Source organism: Paenibacillus sp. FSL R7-0210 (assembly GCF_038009085.1).
Classification (GTDB): Bacteria; Bacillota; Bacilli; order Paenibacillales; family Paenibacillaceae; genus Paenibacillus_AQ; species Paenibacillus_AQ silagei.
On sequence record NZ_JBBPAR010000001.1, the window covers coordinates 5,759,371 to 5,776,756 of the forward strand.

At 54.0% G+C, this 17,386-nt stretch carries 13 protein-coding genes; 3 read left to right on the forward strand and 10 right to left on the reverse strand.

The window, feature by feature from the left end; translation table 11 throughout:
- Nucleotides 1-261: 261 nt before the first annotated feature.
- The 3 genes from ltrA to MKY64_RS24305 form a co-directional block, all read right to left on the reverse strand.
- Nucleotides 262-1,560 carry a group II intron reverse transcriptase/maturase gene (gene ltrA / locus MKY64_RS24295; protein ID WP_340950427.1) on the reverse strand — a complete coding sequence of 433 codons (1,299 nt, stop codon included), beginning with the start codon at nucleotides 1,558-1,560 and terminating at the stop codon, nucleotides 262-264.
- An 880-nt stretch (nucleotides 1,561-2,440) separates the two neighbouring features.
- The gene (locus tag MKY64_RS33475; protein ID WP_445323310.1) at nucleotides 2,441-4,660 is read right to left on the reverse strand and encodes a response regulator transcription factor; all 2,220 of its coding nucleotides are present in this window, start codon (nucleotides 4,658-4,660) and stop codon (nucleotides 2,441-2,443) included.
- Nucleotides 4,661-4,825: 165 nt separating this feature from the next.
- Complete coding sequence (locus MKY64_RS24305) at nucleotides 4,826-5,578, reverse strand: IclR family transcriptional regulator (RefSeq protein WP_036723784.1); 753 nt, start codon at nucleotides 5,576-5,578, stop codon at nucleotides 4,826-4,828.
- A 285-nt stretch (nucleotides 5,579-5,863) separates the two neighbouring features.
- Here MKY64_RS24305 and MKY64_RS24310 point away from each other — a divergent pair, with 285 nt between their 5' ends.
- Both MKY64_RS24310 and MKY64_RS24315 read left to right on the forward strand, forming a co-directional pair.
- On the forward strand, nucleotides 5,864-6,862 hold the full coding sequence (locus MKY64_RS24310; protein WP_245368518.1) for an alpha/beta hydrolase: 999 nt from the start codon (nucleotides 5,864-5,866) through the stop codon (nucleotides 6,860-6,862).
- A 188-nt stretch (nucleotides 6,863-7,050) separates the two neighbouring features.
- Nucleotides 7,051-8,238, forward strand: a complete 1,188-nt coding sequence (locus MKY64_RS24315) for a Fe-Mn family superoxide dismutase (RefSeq protein ID WP_340956314.1) — start codon at nucleotides 7,051-7,053, stop codon at nucleotides 8,236-8,238.
- 707 nt (nucleotides 8,239-8,945) lie between these two features.
- Here MKY64_RS24315 and folE read toward each other — a convergent pair.
- The 5 genes from folE to MKY64_RS24340 form a co-directional block, all read right to left on the reverse strand.
- Nucleotides 8,946-9,539, reverse strand: a complete 594-nt coding sequence (folE, locus tag MKY64_RS24320) for a GTP cyclohydrolase I FolE (RefSeq protein WP_036723782.1) — start codon at nucleotides 9,537-9,539, stop codon at nucleotides 8,946-8,948.
- Nucleotides 9,540-9,599: 60 nt separating this feature from the next.
- On the reverse strand, nucleotides 9,600-9,845 hold the full coding sequence (locus MKY64_RS24325) for a YneF family protein (protein WP_036723780.1): 246 nt from the start codon (nucleotides 9,843-9,845) through the stop codon (nucleotides 9,600-9,602).
- Between the two features lie 113 nt (nucleotides 9,846-9,958).
- Entirely contained in the window at nucleotides 9,959-11,155 is a 1,197-nt protein-coding gene (gene queG / locus MKY64_RS24330; protein ID WP_340956317.1) for a tRNA epoxyqueuosine(34) reductase QueG, read from the reverse strand.
- 35 nt (nucleotides 11,156-11,190) lie between these two features.
- On the reverse strand, nucleotides 11,191-11,808 hold the full coding sequence (lepB, locus tag MKY64_RS24335) for a signal peptidase I (RefSeq protein WP_340956320.1): 618 nt from the start codon (nucleotides 11,806-11,808) through the stop codon (nucleotides 11,191-11,193).
- A gap of 204 nt (nucleotides 11,809-12,012) precedes the next feature.
- On the reverse strand, nucleotides 12,013-12,432 hold the full coding sequence (locus tag MKY64_RS24340) for a GNAT family N-acetyltransferase (protein WP_036723776.1): 420 nt from the start codon (nucleotides 12,430-12,432) through the stop codon (nucleotides 12,013-12,015).
- 417 nt (nucleotides 12,433-12,849) lie between these two features.
- On the opposite strand from MKY64_RS24340, the gene MKY64_RS24345 reads away from it, so the two are divergent.
- On the forward strand, nucleotides 12,850-13,458 hold the full coding sequence (locus MKY64_RS24345) for a superoxide dismutase (RefSeq protein WP_036723775.1): 609 nt from the start codon (nucleotides 12,850-12,852) through the stop codon (nucleotides 13,456-13,458).
- Nucleotides 13,459-13,656: 198 nt separating this feature from the next.
- Here MKY64_RS24345 and MKY64_RS24350 read toward each other — a convergent pair whose 3' ends face one another.
- Entirely contained in the window at nucleotides 13,657-16,338 is a 2,682-nt protein-coding gene (locus tag MKY64_RS24350; protein WP_340956323.1) for a glycoside hydrolase, read from the reverse strand.
- Between the two features lie 15 nt (nucleotides 16,339-16,353).
- Nucleotides 16,354-17,367, reverse strand: a complete 1,014-nt coding sequence (locus MKY64_RS24355) for a carbohydrate ABC transporter permease (protein ID WP_081751074.1) — start codon at nucleotides 17,365-17,367, stop codon at nucleotides 16,354-16,356.
- Between the last annotated feature and the right edge of the window lie 19 nt (nucleotides 17,368-17,386).

Consider the following 17,386-nt stretch of genomic DNA (forward strand, 5'->3'; position numbering starts at 1 on the left):
ACATCTTGCAGGATTTCTCTAAAAATGTTACTGGCTGTGATACATTGTTGCATCTTTTGCAGAATTTTCGGTATTTAGAGTTAGTTAGCGCTGGATTTGTTGCATTTCGTGCAGGATTTCAGCATAGAACGCTTCTTTGGGGCAGTATTGTTGGTCGAGTAGGCGGGGCCTTTCCTTCGTGGATTGTGCCCCTACCCCTCACAGATCCGTACGTGCGCAATTTACGCATACGGCTCTTCACCCCATCGTTCACAATTGGCCTTAATCGTAGATATTGACGTAGATCCGCGGCTTAGGTAGCCTGAATTCGTTTAGCACTTCGTAGAACCTCTCCCAGGTGAAACTCCTGCGCTGACTTCTGCGGTTTAGCCATGTATAGATCAAGTCGAGCGTTTGCATGTAATAGGTTTTTATTTTCTCCGAGTTATCCGTGATTCCATAGTATCGGTAGTGTCCCGACAGTTTGGACCGGATGACGCCTAGGAAATCCTCCTGCTTCATGTGGCGATTCCACCTGACCCAGCTCTTCATGGCTCTGACCTTCTGTCTGAATTTCTTCCCACTCGTTTTACGCTTTACCCGGAAGGTTCCTTTTCGGCTCTTGGCGCAGTAGTGCGTGAAGCCTAGGAAATCGAATGTTTTCGGTTTCCCTTCGCCCTTCCTCCGTGATTCTGCTTCCGCAAAACGACCGAACGCGATGATTTTCGTCTTCTCTTCCGCAATGCTTAACCCGAATTTCTCCAGCCGGAGCACAAGTGCGGTATAGAAGCGTTCTGCATCTTCTTTGTACTGGAAGCAGCATACAAAATCATCGGCGAAGCGCACCATTTCGGCTTGCCCCCCGCACTGCTTCCTCACCGTCACGGTAAACCATAGGTCAAGGACATAGTGCAGGTAGACGTTGGCTAGCAGGGGCGACACCACCGAACCTTGGGGAGTTCCTTCCTCCGTCGGTTCAAAGTGTCCATCCTCCTGAATACCTGCTTTCAGCATCCGTCTCACCAGCCGGTGGATGTTTGGATCTCCGATTCGCAGTTCGAGGAATTTCATCAGCCATTCGTGATTTACATGGTTGAAGAAGCCGGAGATGTCTGCATCGACGACATAGCTGGTTTTTCCCTGCTCGATGACCCGGTTTAGATGTTTCAGCGCACTGTGCATGTTTCGGTTCGGGCGAAATCCATACGAGAAATCCATGAAGTCTTGTTCATAAATGGCTTCCAGTACTCTTTTCAGCGCATGTTGCACCAGTTTGTCTTCATACGCAGGAATTCCTAGGGGCCGCATGTTTTTCCCGTCCTTTGGGATGTACACTCTTCTCGCGGGCTGAGGTCTGTAGCTTCTTCGCTTTAACCGGTCCACCAGGTGTGTTACATTCGCTTCCACGTTGGCTTCGTACGTCTCTTTGGTCGATCCATCGACTCCGGTTGCCTTTCCCGGTTTCATCTCTTTGTGACTTCTCTTTAATGCTTCTGTGTCAATGAGATGTCCGATGGAGTTGAACCGTAACTTCGGATCTGCTTTGGCCATTTCTGCTATTCTTGTTAATTTCGTTTCCATTTTTTTTTCCCACCTCTGTGTGTGGCCAATGTGTCCTTACCAAGATTGATGGGGTGTCGCCTGCCTTTCCTCCGCCCCCATTACAGGGGTTTCACAGGTCTTATGCGGCAATCCGACTCCCTGAACGCCGTTTGACATTCTTACGTGTTACGGCTTGTTTGCCATACTCCTGCAAAGGTTCCTAAATAGTACTTCTCTCGCAGAAGAGCGTCAGGGTCTCCCGAGTTGCTGAGTAACCATGGGTATACATGCCTGGCTCTTCGACCCCGGGGAAGCTCCTCCATCCTCGCCTTTTTTTTTTTTTTTCGGCTGGAGTCATGTTGTCTTCCGGGAAAGTGAGCCCGTCGACCTTCCCGTTTGCTGCATTTCGAGGCTCCATCACTTTCAGGCCTGCATCCTAACTGTCTACGCTTAAACGGCAGGGTTACCCTTGCCGCTCCAAGACTCGCTATTGGTGGCGTGGCTTTCGCCTTTCCAAGCAGGGGTTCCACCTGCTAAGTTACTCAACCTAGGCTCGGTCGCTCCACTTTTTGCAGGATTCCTCTTAAAATGTTACTGCCTGTGATGCATGGGGCCATTCCCTCCGCGCAGCGGCACCCATTGTATTCGGTTTTTCTGTGAAAATACGTCTGGCACTGCGATAAACACACGGCCTACGCGGCGCGCCCAGTCCAATGTGTTCGGTTTTTCGATTACATCTGGCCTACGCGGCGCGCCCAGTCCAATGTGTTCGGTTTTCTGTCGAAATATGGTAAATAAAAGTATGAAAATGTAATATCCAAAAAAACCGTCCTTAGTAAGGACGGCTTCGTTTCAGCGAGAAGTAGCAAGATAGGTTATGGGCATAAGCAAATGAATAATCGTGACTCCAGGAGGGCTTTCAGGACATCTCGATACGCTCGGAATCGAATATTCTTTTGTAGACCAGTGCTATGATCTGTGAGCGGTCTGTTACGTCCATTTTATTAAAAATACGGCTCAGATGATTCTTGACGGTATGCTCGCTGATAAACAAGGCGCTGGCAATATCCTTGTTCGTCTTGCCCAGAATAATCAGCTCCAGCACTTCCTCCTCGCGCGGCGAGATTCCCCATTCCTCCTTGGGCGTCTTCAGTGCCGTACTGTTCAGCAGCTTCCCTGCCGACACGCCTCTTTTGGCGGACATCGCTTCCGAGCGGCTGCGCAAGAAGGATTGGAAGGTAGTGCGCGGCTCACTGTACAGCTCCCCGACTACATGATCATCCAGGTTGAAGCGGGAGGGGTCCAGCCACTCCAGATCCGAGTCCGCCAGCAGCTCCTTATCCGCGCCCTTGCCTGCATGATGAAGCACCAGCGCGAGCAGTTGGGCAGTGACAGAGACCGAAGGCTTATTGATCTGAAAATAGAACGAAGCAAACTGGTCCACCTGCTCCAGCAAAGAAAGCTCCTCCGGGTAGAACCCGTACCCATGCAGGAAATCCAGCCTGAACGGCGCCAGCAGAGCAGCCGTTCTCATCTGCTCTGACTCCCGCTCCGGCAGTCCTGTATAACGGGCAAGCTCATACGCCATGGCAGAAGCCTCTGCCGATAAGCGGTGCAGCTCGGGATTACTGAGCCGGAGATAATGAAGTGTCTGCCCGGTGAAGACCCCTGCCTGCTTCATATGTCTGGCTTCCTTCTCGATCAGACGGATCGAAGTACTCGCCAGACTGGCGAGACAGCCGGTTAAGGACAACCACTCCTCGGCTTCGCTGCGGCGTCTGAAGCCCACTGACAGAATGCCCTTGAATACCTTCTCGGCAATCAGCGGACATTCGAGCAAGACCTGCCCCTCGGCCTCCCCGTTGATGATCGCAGAAGAGAGAAAGGCCTGCGAGGAGTAACGGGACTGGAGGTCCTGGACATACGGCGCAATCTCCTCCGGCCTCCACCCCTTGGCGTAATGGGTATCCCCCGGCTGCTCCTCAAAGAATACGAGCACCGATGACGGGAAGAACGGCATGCCCATTACCATATCCAGCAGCACAGTGCCCAGCTCCTGAGTGGATGCGGCCTGCGGCAGCAGGCGGGCAGCCTCCTTCAAGCGCTGGGTGGCTTCCCTGCGCAGAGCTTCGCGCTGCACCAGCTGCTCTCCCCGTCCGGATAAGCCCAGGAGCGCAGCAACATTCTGCTCATACTGGGCATAATCCTGGATTGGACGGCTCTTCCCAAAGCCTACAGCAAGCAGCAATGCCCTCTTCCCGCTGTGAATTCTCAGCGGATAGCATGACAAATATTCCGGCTGCGTCATTGCGCGCTGAGTGAAGAATAACGATCTCGGATCTTGGGCAATGTCCTGCCAGTGCCGGGGCTCCCTGCCCAGAACTGCCTGTCCCAGGAAGCCGTCTCCCTGCTGGAACCCGGCATTCATGAGAAGTCCTGCTTCTTTGCCGGCAGAATATTTGACCTTGAACTGTCCGGCCTCCTCCTCTTGGGCAAAGGCATACAGCTCCGCATCAGAGAACATACCGGCCATCTGTTGCAGCACAACCTCTATCTTCAGGAACTCACTCTCCAGATTGGATAACAGCTGGGTAATCACCAGGCTCCGTCTCTGTTCCAGCGGCTTCACTGCGCACCCCGCCAGCAATTTGGAGAGCACATTCCCGAGCACACTCAATTTCCCCCTGATGCTGACGATGCCTTCCCGGCTAAGCTCAGGCATGGCGGCCAGTACATCCTTCAACATCTCATAGTCGGGGTGTTTCCGCATCTTGGCCTCGAACGCCTGCAGCACAAGCCCACGGGTACCTTCTTCCATATATAAGCCGGACCATAAATAGTACGTCTGCCCATAGTCTGGAACCAGCGGACTGACCACATACTTCAGTCCGGGGACCCACTCTTCAAGTACGGCAGGATATGATAAGGGGCCCATTCTGAGCAATGCAGGCTCGAAGGGACGCTCTATGACCTGTAAAGATTTAAACATCTTCTGATAGAATATTCCGGAAAGCGTCGGGCGCGTAACCACATTCCCAGCCTGATCCGTAAGCACAAGCGCCTGACCCGTAACAGAGCCGAACGTATCCTGGAGCTCTTGAATTTCTCCCATCAGTGAATCGGGTATAGCTACTTTCATCCCATCACCTCGTGCCCCTGGATTCCTATTATTTCTTCACTCTTAATTTAGCTAATCATTACTAATGATAGTTCATTTTAACTAGATATACAATGAATGACGAAGGCTGAATAGCCTGTATGTCCTAAAGTTTTCCTTCATAGATCTACTGCCGGGGGCCTCAGATCAGCCCATCATTAGGCCCATTTCAGCAGCAGCCTCAGCCAAAATGACAGCATATTCCTCCAGAGTCTCCCGCGACAGACGGCTGACCGGGCCGGACATCGAGAGCGCTGCTACCACGCCCCCGGCCCGTCCGGCGATGGGCACAGCCACGGCTGCCGCTCCCGGCTCCCGTTCCTCGAAGCTAGTTGCATAGCCGCAGCGGGTGATCTCCTTCAGCTGCTCCAGGTACTGGCTGCGGTCTACACTGTCCGGCCATGCGGGGTCGGCCAGCAGCCGGACCTGCACTTCCGGCGGCGCGTAAGCAGCCAGAACCTTGCTTGATGCGCCTACCGAGAGCGGCAGCCTTGCGCCGATCTGGGCTACCCGGCGGATAGCCTGCCGGCTCTGCACCGCCTGAATGCGCACACGCTCCAGATTGTCGCGCAGATACAGGCTGACCGTCTCTCCCAGGCGGTCGCGCAGCCGCTCCATGGCGGGCAGCAGAAGCACCGCCGGCTCGTTCAGCGTCGGGAGATGTGTGGACAGCTCCCAGATGCGGATGCCCAGGCGGTATTTGTCCGTCCCCTCATCCCGCTGCAGGAAGCCCTTCTCCTCCAGTGTGGTCAGCAGGCGGTGCACTGTGCTTTTATGCAGGCCGATCTTCGCAGAGATCTCCGTCAGACTAAGGTCGTAATCATCATTATCCTGAGTAAAGCACAGTAATATATCCAGCGCACGTTCTACGGCGCGTACAGTCAGCTTCCGGTCTTCCACCCCGATCTCCCCTTCACATGTTTCACCTATTGAAACCCGGTTACATAATTATTAAGATATCCCTATCTTAGTGCAAAAGCCTAAATAAAGTCCAGCAGATTCCGTATCCATAATCAGCCGTCCGCAGTTTACAGTTACATTACAAAAGAACCATTTCCATTGACTTTGTAAGGGCATAAATTTACGATTAAATATATGAACTATTCATGCTCTGAATCTTGAAACTTTCCAGGAGGGGACCTTATGAATCTGGCAACTAGTCATCCCGGCGCGCCGGTCTCCCGTATGCCTAACGAGGGTAAGCCCGCTTCGTCACCACTAATTCCACTTCGGATGATACGCGTCAAGCACATCATTGTGGCCCTGCTGTTATCCGTATTCTTCTTTTTTGTATTCTGCTTCATCGCCCTGCATGCCTATATCGCCTGGGTACTCTCGAATCCTACCGTAGCCCCACTCTACTCCAATCCTTATCAGGCCAAGGGGCTCGCCTACGAGGATATCAGCTTCCCTGCCAAGGACGGCAGCCGGATGATGGAGGGATGGTATATTCCTTCCAAAGGAGCCACCAAAACTATTGTTTTCAGTCACGGCTATGGCGCGAACCGCGAGGAGAGCTGGGTTCCCATGTATGATCTGGCCCACTACGCGCACAGCCTGAGATTCAATGTCGTCATGTTCGACTACGGCTTCGCCTCCAAGACCGACAGGGATATCGCAACCGGCGGCAAAAAAGAATCCCAGCAGCTGCTCGGAGCCATTGAGTTCGCCAAGGAGCAGGGGGCAGACCAGATTGTGGTCTGGGGCTTCTCGATGGGCGCAGGCACCGCCCTGCAAGCTGGACTTGTAACCAAAGATGTGGACGCGATGATTCTGGACAGCACCTTCCTGCTGGAGCCGGACACCCTGTACCATAACATCAAGCAGAACATCAATCTTCCCCGCCAGCCTTCGCTGGAGATTATGGAGATGCTCTTCCCGGTGCTGAACGGCACAGGACTGAATCAGATTCCTTACTCCAAGGTCAAATCGGAGGATTATCCGTTCCCGGTACTGTTCATGCACGGCACCAAGGACGATAAGGCACCTTATCCGATTGCCGAGGAGCTGGCAGCGAACCAGAGCAATCCGTATTCGGATTCATGGATCGTGGAGGACAGCCATCATGAGCTGCTGTTCCGCGAGCACCCGCGTGAGTATCTGCGGCGGGTATCCGCTTTTCTCGGGAATGTGCAGCTGGCCCAGATCAGCGGGAGCCAAGGCAACCCCACCGCAAGCAAATAGCATCTTATCGTTACCTAAGGCATGTGCAGATGTATCCTGTGATACATTCTGTGCATGCCTTTTTACTGTGCGGGGCACAGGACCTCCAATCCCTCCGCCGCAATTCCCCTCGCAGGCCAGTCTCATAAGCTGTCCTTCTCCGGCATATAATGAACCGATGAAACTTTAGGACGGGAGGACTGCATGTCATGCCATATGTATTCGTTGCACCGCCGCCAGTACAGATTCTAGGGGAGATTGCCTTCTGGAAAAATCAGGAGAAGGAGCATGCCGAGGTCCTGATCCAGATCATCCCACGCCTGGAGGAGCCATATGTAAAGCTGCTGGAGGACTGGGCCATTGTCTTCCTGGCTACAGAACAGACGGCGCAACAGCTGCTCGCTAGTCCCCAGGCACCGGACACAGGCGGTCCGGGGAGTCCATCTGCCGAAGCCGGGCTGCTGCTGCACACCGCCTGCGACCAGTCCGCCGAATTCATCCGGCACCTGAAGGCCATGAAGGAGGCCAGCGCCGCCGTCAATGCCTTCCCCCTCGCGGGAACCACGCTGCTGCACTTCATCCGGGAGTCCGAATACTTCCTCGCTGTACTGGCCGCTCTGACTCCTGCGGACTACGGACCCGGGATGCTGCGGATGAATCCGCCGGAACAGGGTGAACCCGCTCCTTCACCCGCTCCTGCTGCAGGCGGAGACAGTCTCCAGGGAACAGGAAGCTTCGCAGTTCCGTTATGGGAATCCCGCGAGGCAGGCTCGGTTCCCATCGGCGGGCATACGCTTCCCCCTCTGCCTTATGCCTATAATGCTCTGGAGCCGTATATTGACGAGAAGACGATGATCATTCATCACGACAAGCATCACCAGAGCTATGTAGACGGGCTGAACAAGGCGGAGAACAAGCTGGCGGAAGCGCGCCTGAGTGGCGACTATGATCTGGTTAAGCATTGGGAGCGGGAGCTTGCCTTCAATGGGGCCGGACACTATCTGCATACGATCTTCTGGAATGTCATGTCCCCGCAAGGAGGCGGCCGCCCCTCCGGCGCCCTGCTGGACGCTATAGAACGCAGCTTCGGAAGCTATGATGCCTTCAAGGCCCAGTTCACTGAGGCCGCGGGTAAAGTCGAGGGCGGCGGATGGGCTATTCTGGTCTGGAGCCCGCGCAGCCGCAGACTGGAGATTCTGACGGCTGAGAAGCATCAGAATCTGTCCCAATGGGATGTCGTTCCGCTGCTGGCGCTCGATGTGTGGGAGCATGCCTATTACCTCAAGCATCAGAACAACCGTGCAGATTACATCCAGGACTGGTGGAGAGTCGTGAACTGGCCTTATGTCACCGAGCGTTACCGGGCTGCCCGCAAGCTGGTCTGGCAGCCTTTCTGAGGCTCTGTGGTGTATTCGTTTTCCGCATACAACAAGCACGCGCACCTTCAGCGCGGCACATTGTATTCGTCTTTCGCATACGTTCTGATGAACTTCTCCCTCTCATGGCGGCGTTCTGCATATCTCTGCGTATCTCTGGCCAATTCTGAGGTTGTTCACTCTCACCGGCTGCTTGAATGGAGTAGCATTGTTTCACTTCTTGCAAGATTTCTCTAAATTTATTAGAAGCTGTGGAGTATTGGGCCACACACCTTCGCGCGAGCACAATGTATGCTGTTTTCACATACATTCGGTCCGTGTGCCTGCTTGCGAGACAATGTATACTGTTTTTCACATATATTTGGTTCATATGCCTGCTAGCGAGCATAATGTATACTGTTTTTCACATACATTCGGTCCGTGCGCCTGCTTGCGAGCACAATGTATGCTGTTTTCCGCATACATTCGGGTTACATGCCCGCGCGCTAACAAATGTATGCTGTTTTCCGCATACATTCGGGCCACATGCCTGCGCGCTAGCAAATGTATGCTATTTTCCGCATACATTCGGGCCACATGCCTGCGTGCCAGCAAATGTATGCTGTTTTCCGCATACATTTGAGCCACGCACCTTCGCGCGCAAAAGCCCGCCGCCACTGTTGAAGTGGCAGGCGGGCTTTTGCGCTTGCAGGGCCGGTCCGGCAAGCTTATCCTTCCCGGCTCCGGCTTCATTCCTTGATCAAGGCCAGGAATTCGGCCCTTGCCGCAGCGTCCTCACGGAAGGTGCCGCGGGTCGCCATCGTAACCGTCTTGCTGCCCGGCTTCTTCACACCCCGGGCACACATGCACAGATGCTCCCCTTCGACTACAACCATGACACCGTGCGGATTCAGCACCTCGGTCATGATGTCGGCGATCTGGGCTGTGATGCGCTCCTGCACCTGTAACCGGCGGCTGACTGCTTCCACGAGCCGGGCCAGCTTGCTGAGTCCGGCAATGCGGCCGCTAGGCACATAACCGATATGCACCTTGCCGAAGAATGGAGCCATGTGATGCTCGCATTGGCTATAGTAGACAATATCCTTCACAATGACCAGCTCTTCATGAGACTCGTCGAAGGTGACGCCCAGCGCTTCACGCGGATCAACGGAATAACCGCCGAAGATCTCTTCATACATCCGGGTCACTCTGGCCGGTGTTTCCAGCAGGCCTTCACGGCTCGTATCCTCACCGATTAATTCCAGAATCTTCTCTACATGATACTCAATCTGCTCACGGTTTACAGAAACCTTCCCGTTCTTGTACTCCTTGATGCCCCCCATGAAAACTCCCCCCTTCCGCACCTGCAGCTGACTCTTATCTATTTCATACGATCATCATTATTACTTCTTGCGGGACTGTCCTTTGCCCGCAGCGGGACGCCCCGGCGGATTGCCGTTCTTCATCATCTGCTGGGCTCGCTGCATTTGCTTCCCGTTCAGGTTGTACCCCATTTGCTTGGCAACCTTCTGCAGCATTTCAGGATCATTCTGCATCGTTGTCATCTGTCTGCGCAGATAATATACGCCGATGAAGAATCCGCCGATCAGACCTACCACAAGCGTAATAATAGGCAATGCAATATTCATCTGTAATCCACCTTTGTACTCTATTGTCTGGCGATAACCCTGTTCAGGCACGCGAATCTATCATAGCATTTCAACAACTGGACAGCAATTGGCAAATCCCGCTGGCAGCCGGTTCATTTCCCGTCCGCTGCTCTCTGCTCGCGCAGCTTGCCTGCGGCCCGCTCCAGCATGTCGCGCACCGTAGCGTCCTCTTCACTCTCCAGCGCCTGCTCGACTGCCGCAAGCGCCTCTTCGCCGCCGATGCGGCTGAGCGCCCAGGCAGCCGTCCCGCGCATCACCGGCCGCGTCTCCTTCAGCACAATCTCAGTCAGCTTCGGCACGGCGGATGACTCCTTGAAGTTGCCCAGCGCGATGACCGCATTGCGCTGGATCGGATTCTTGCCTCGCCAGGCGGCGGAGCTGCTGCCGAATTTCTCCTTGAACCCCCGGTTGCTGAGATCCAGAATCGGCAGCAGCAGCGGCTTGACCACCTCCGGGTCAGGCTGGAGCTGCGGGCGGTGGTCCCAGTTCTTGCCGCGGTTCTGCGGACAGACAATCTGGCAGGTATCGCAGCCGTAGAGCCGGTTCCCGATCTTGGTCATATAGTTCTCGCTCAGGAAGCCCTTGGTCTGGGTCAGGAAGGAGATGCAGGCCTGGGCATTGAGCTGTCCCGGTCCGACCAGCGCGCCGGTAGGACAGGCATCGATGCATTTCGTGCAGTCACCGCAGCCCTCCTGCACCGGCTGGTCCGGAGGGAGCGGGAGATTCGTCACCATCTCCCCCAGATAGATCCATGATCCCCACTTGGGAGAGATAATCGCACAGTTCTTGGCACTGAAGCCGATCCCTGCCCGCTCCGCTACTGCCCGGTCTACCAGCGCTCCCGTATCCACCATGCTCTCCAGCACAGCATCCGGGACACGCTCACGGATGAAGCTCTCCAGCTTCGCCAGCGCTTCACGAAGGACATGATGGTAATCCTGTCCCCAGGAGGCGCGGGCCAGAATGCCTCTGCGTGCACCCGGCTCGGATTTGGGCGGATTCTCCATCTTGGAGGGATAGGCCACGGCAATCGCAATGATGGAGAGCGGCTGCTCCCCGGACTGGAGGGCGGGAACCGTCCGCTTGTCCAGGTCAGGCTCCTCGAAGCCGGATTCGTACCCCTTGTCCCGATGCTCCTGAAGAATGTTCTTCAAATATAAAAACGGCTCCGCAGTGGTGAACCCGATATCATCGATACCGAGCGCAGCTGCAGCCGCCTTAATCTCAGCCTTAAGTTCCTCCCATTTGGAAGGAGGCGGAGCGTAGCCTTTCTGGATGTTGAGATGCATATCCGCCTCTCCTTTATAGATTGAATAAGGTTGCTCTACAGGGCCTTCATCTTAGAGAGAGGCCACCAGATCAGGGAGACCTTACCCACAATACTCTCCCTTGCGACAGCACCGAAATAACGGCTGTCCTTGCTGGCTCCGGCATGCCGGTTGTCCCCCATGACGAAGTAGGTCCCCGCCTGCACGGTCAGATTGCTGAAATCGGGATCTTCTATAGACGTATCGATATATGGCTCATCCAGCAGCTTGCCGTTGAGATAGAGCTGCTGGTTCCGTACTTCAATAATGTCGCCGGGAATGCCGATCACCCGCTTGACCAGATATTCCTTGCGGCTGGGTCCCGTACTGGGATCATGAAGGACGACAACCTCCCCGCGGCCCGGATTCCCGAAGCTGAGGGCGATTTTATTAATAATCAGCTTCTCCCCCTGATAGAGGGTAGGCTCCATCGATTGGCCGATTACAGTTGACACGTTGAACACATAGATATTAAGCAGCGACATCACAGCGAACACAATCCCCGCCGTAATGATCCACTCCCGCATATCCTTGATCCATGTTCTTCGGGACTTCTGTCTGGACTTGTTATGCGTCACTGATCTGTATCTTTGTCTGCGGCTCCGCATGAAATCTTCTTCAAGCTCCCGGTTCATAGGCCACCTACTTGCTTCGATTGGGTTATCCGTTCCTTAACAATAGAAAAGCATATCTCCCGCCCATTTGCAATGGACATAGGGAAGATATGCTTTAGTATAATGAAACAGACTATGCAGGAATACCCATATTCAAAGTATCCGCCCTGCAACAGTTCTCTACTCTGACCTTTGATTCCGCTTACAGCAGCGGTTCAACAACAGTTACCCGACAATGCTCAGCTTGCGCACGGATTTGAAAATGTGGTTCTCGTCATAACCCATGGCTTCATATAGAGGCATTGCAAAAGAATTGTGTTCATCGACGGCAACATAAATGCCGCTGACCTTCCGCGCCTGAAATCTGCTCTCCATAGCCGTTACAAGACTCTTACCGACTCCTCTGCGGCGGTAATCCGGATGGACGGCAATGCGGAAATAACAGCCGTGATTCTTCTCAATCGTACCAATCAGCGCACCGATGATTTCTCCTTCATCCTCAGCAACTACAATGAGATCAGAATCCCATGACAATTGCCTGGAGAAAGGCTCGATCGTGCTCTCGAAACATTCTTCCGATAATGCGGTCTGCAGCAATTCAGTCACTGGAGTTACATCGCTTAATTGAAAGGAACGAACGTGCATACTTTCAAGTCTCCCTTTTCTATGGCTTATGATTTTACAAAAAGAAGGAGTTTCCATAACAGCATAAAGTGGAAAAAAGCATCAAAAACCGAGGAATACCTGCTTTTGTCTCTATTAAAGCACACTTTTCTCGCGTTATCATCATTTTTCTTTTGAAAGCGCTTGATATGAAGCGTTTACATTAAATATAGTTTCATATTTAACATCTTTTAGGAGATTATAGTAGTCAAAACGTCCCGGTTACGAAGCCTCACTAGTTTAACACAGCCTTAACACTTTCAGTGAGCTGCGGGCGGGAAAATACTTTTTAAACATTTTTGTTTATTTAATGTTGCATTATTGTTCCAGATGCGTTTTAATAATAGTATCTCAACGGATATATACCCAAACCAACATATAATCAGGAGGGATTTTTCCATGGCTTTTCAATTACCGGCACTTCCGTATCCGAACAACGCACTTGAACCACACATCGACGCATTGACGATGGAGATTCATCATGACAGGCACCATAACACTTATGTGACGAACCTGAACGCCGCACTGGAAAAGGCACCCGAACTGCAAAACAAAAGCATCGATGAGCTTCTGACCGACCTGAACGCTGTACCGGAAGCGATCCGCACAGCGGTCCGCAACAACGGCGGTGGACATGCCAACCACACCCTGTTCTGGGAAGTGATTGGACCGAATGGCGGCGGCGCACCAACCGGCGCACTGGCTGCTGCCATTGACAGCGAGCTGGGCGGCTTCGATAAATTCAAGGAAGACTTCGCGGCTGCAGCTACTACACGCTTCGGCAGCGGCTGGGCTTGGCTCGTTGTTAAGGACGGCAAGCTTGCCGTAACCAGCACACCGAACCAGGACAACCCGATCAGCGAAGGCGCAACTCCAATCCTCGGCCTCGATGTATGGGAGCATGCCTACTACCTGAACTACCAGAACAAACGTCCTGACTACATCAAGGCGTTCTGGAACGTAGTGAACTGGGAAGAAGTCGGCAAGCGTTACGAAAGCGCGAAATAAGCATCTGCCTTCAGCATGATGCTCTAAGCAAACAGGTTCACCTCTGCCGTAATGGCAAGGGTGAACCTGTTTTTATTTAAAATATAAGAATTTATATGTTCCACACGATAACTTATCCTTCTATTTCTCGCTGAAACGGTACCGTCCTTTAAAAGGACGGCATTGCGTTTCCACTTGCCACGCTAAGCCAGGCTGAATTCACTGCCTGAACTTGGCGTTCAAAGCGTCGTACTCACGCCGGGTGACCGGAATTACCGTTCCGTGGCGGGGGCTGGCCGGCAGCTCATAATCAGTGGATAACGTCCACTGACCCGAATCAAGATCTTCCGTCTCTAGCGGGATGTACCCTCTCCCTCCGAATTCATCCACAAACAGATACCACTTCTTCTCTGTATTGGATTTGAACAGGGTCGGCCCTTCAACGCCCTTCAGTCCGCCGACACTCCCGCTTAGCAGCTTCACCTCAGGCGCAAACACCGAATCCAGAGATTCCTGGAACACCATTTTGCCAAAAGGGGATTCCGGGCCTTGCTCGCGTTCATCCTTGGTGAATCTGTAAATCTTCCCGTTATACGCAGCCATAGTGGTATCAATGATCGAATGCCTATAGTCCATATAGACCTGCGGCTCTGTGAACGCGCGGAAATCGCGTGTCTTGCTGTACATGATTGTCTGGTAGGCGTCCCCGGTGTGAGCGGAATCGGCGTACATCCGCGAGGCCCAGAATACGATATATTCCCCGCTCTCCTGGTTATAGATCACCTCAGGTGCCCAGGTATTCCCCGCCTCCTCCGGCGAGACCTTGGCTTCCCAAGGCTCCGACCAGTCCACGAGATTATCCGATTCCCACACGATAATCGACCGGCTGCCCCGTGTCTGGGCTGCGCCCCAATCCCAATTGCCGTTGATCTTCAGATCGGTGGCGATCAGATAGAACTGTCCCCCTTGAGGTGAACGGATGATGAAGGGATCTCTGACTCCCTTGTTGCCCAAGGGGGAGATTAGCACAGGCTTCCCGCCGTTCAGCTCCTGCCAATGCAGCGGGTCATTGCCTTCGCTGAGGGCGAAATATACCTGCTCGCCGTCCCCGGTCCCTTCGCCTGTGAAATAGCTGAACAGATAGCCCGCATAGTCCGCCGCCGCCGGAATGTCCTGTGCAGCTTGAGTCCCGGTAACCTGAGTTCCGGCAACCTCACCCGGCTGGCCTGCCTCCTCCTCTAACTCCGGCCCGCCTGCCACCAGGGTCACCACCGACTTGGCCGGAATCAAGGCCTGGAATACCTGCTCCCCATCTGCTGTCCCATCAGCAGCTACATCAACGGCCAGATCCCCGCCGCGGGCCAGATCCAGCTGCGCATTGGTTACATAGGAACGCAAGGCCGAAGCCTTCAGTCTAAGCCCGCTCAGCGTGAGCTGCACCCGCTTCTCCTCCAGGCTGTCATTCACCAGCACCGCCGTCATGCTCTGCTCCTCCTCGTGTATGTAAGCCGAGCCGAGCAGCTCGCTTCCGGCGTCCTGGCTCAGACCGGAGAGCGCAATCCGCACCGCTCCGGGGCGGACGAACTTGCTGTAGTTGCCGAGCGACCACAGAATCTTCGAGGTCAGGATGTTCTGCTCGTCCCCTGGCTGAGTATAATCGGTGTACAGCAAACCGTCCTTGTAATCCACCTTGGACACTGCCGTCCACCATTGCCATGCGGCTGCATCTGCCTCGGTCAGGTCAAAATGGATGGTACGTGCCACCTGTAGCGCGGGCTCCATCCCCAGATCTCGTCCCGGCCCATAATCGCCCATGATGCAATATTCGGTGACCCAGTATTTGGCCTGCGGATCATATTGCTTCAGATTGCTGTCCAGCAGCCTTCTTAGCTTAACCAGACGGTCATCGCCGGAATGGCTATAATCGGACCAGTAGGAATGCGAGGCGATCTTATGGCCTACCGCTTCCTTCAGCACAGGATCACCCAGCAGGTCCTTAATGTATTCACGGTATTTTCCCAGCCCGAGGCTGTTAGCCCCGCTGGAATAGACGCCGCTGCCCGTGAATTCCTGGTAGTGCTCATCATCCAGCAGAGAGGTAATCTCTACCCCGTCCGGGGCACTGATCTGCGCTTCCAGCCCGCTGGTGCGGAGCTGGGCATGCAGCTCCAGAATCACCCGCTTCAGGTCGTCATTGTTGTACCGGCTGGCTTCCTGCTGCGCATGATTCCAGTCCCAGGTCGGCTCGTTAACGGGACTGATATAGTCGAATTCAAGGCCCTCCTGCTTGAAATGCTCCAGCACCTCAATCAGGAAGGAGGCGAAGGCAGCTTCAGAGCCTTCCTTCAAATTACTGGACCCTACCTCCGGATCAGGCTGGGCATGGCCGTTGCGGGTCATCCAGACCGGCGGGCTGTTGACGAAGGCAATCAGGGATTCGACTCCGCGCTCCTTGGCCGCGCGCAGGAACCACTGCTGGCCTGCCTGCCTGCTCCAGTCGTACGGCCCTTCCTCCGTTAGTTTGAAGGCTTCCGTTCTCCGCCACGGATCTGGAATGATGGCCTGATCGGTCTCCTCCGAGCCTGCGCCTATATTGAAGCGCCAGGCCGACAGCCCGATTCCTTCGGTACGTGAGAACAGCAAATCAGCCACCTTGTTCTTATTCTCTTCGGTCCACTCCTTCCCCAGGGGGTCCATGGACCAGGCGTCGGATGCGCCAAAGTTATCGATAGTCTGATAGCGGAGTTTGCCATCTATCGTCACTGCCGCATCCGGCGGTTTCTGGTGCTGCACAGGGATTTCCTCCTCTTTCCTATTACTGAACAGAATTACAACAACAACAACAACAACAATACACATTAGAATAACGCCGATAACCGCCGTGACTGCCAAGCGTTTCATGCTTGTATCCTCCTCCTAACCGACCAGACCGGACCGCTCCACACTCTCTACGAAATGCCGCTGAACGAATACATAGAGGATGATCAGCGGCAGAATCGCCATCAGCACACTGGTATTCATCATCATGGACATGAAGAACGGGTCCTGAACCAGCGAATTCGCCGCCTGGCCGCCGCCGGTCATGTAGGTAGCAATGCCATAGCCGGCCGATGACATCATCGATGACATGACCTTCGGTTCATTCAGATACATGTTGGTGAAGAATGAGTCATTCCACTGCCACACGAAGGAGAACAGCATCACCGTTACCATAGACGGAATGGCATTGGGCAGAATCACCCGGGCGAAGGTGGTGAAATAGCCTGCTCCGTCCACATAGGCCGCTTCCTCAATCTCCCGTGGAATGCCCTTGAAGAATTGGCGGAAAATATAGACATACAGCCCTGTCTTAACGCCCATCCCGAGCATTGAAGAAATAATAAACGGCCAATACGTGTTAATGAGATTCGCCGGCTTCCCCGTGAACAGCTCAATCAGGCCGAACAGGTCAAAGTTCTTGAAATGCAGGTACAGCGGGATCATGATTGTCTGGGAGGGGACAAGGATCGTAAAGATCACTGCCGCGAACAGCAGGCCACTCCCCTTGAACTTAATCCGGGCAAAGCCGTAACCGGCCAGCACACAGATGATGGTCTGAAGCACCATGACCGCTGACGACAACAGCATGGTATTCCGCAGTACTGCCGGATAGTTCATCGCCTTGAATACGAGCCTGAAGTTCTCCAGGGTGAACGCCTGCGGTACCCAGATCACGGTGGAATCATACAAATCGTCCATACTTTTGAACGCAATCGACAGCTTCAGCAGGATCGGGTACAGAATGACGAACGATATGCCGAAGACCAGCACAAAACGGGCGATCACCCACAACCATTTTTTCGAAAATTCCACCCAATAGGCGGCCGAAGCCAGCCGGTGCAGCTGCTCTTTCTTAGAGCGGTGCGGCATTGCTGCGGTCTCTGTCTTCATGAATGCTCCTCCTTCCAAG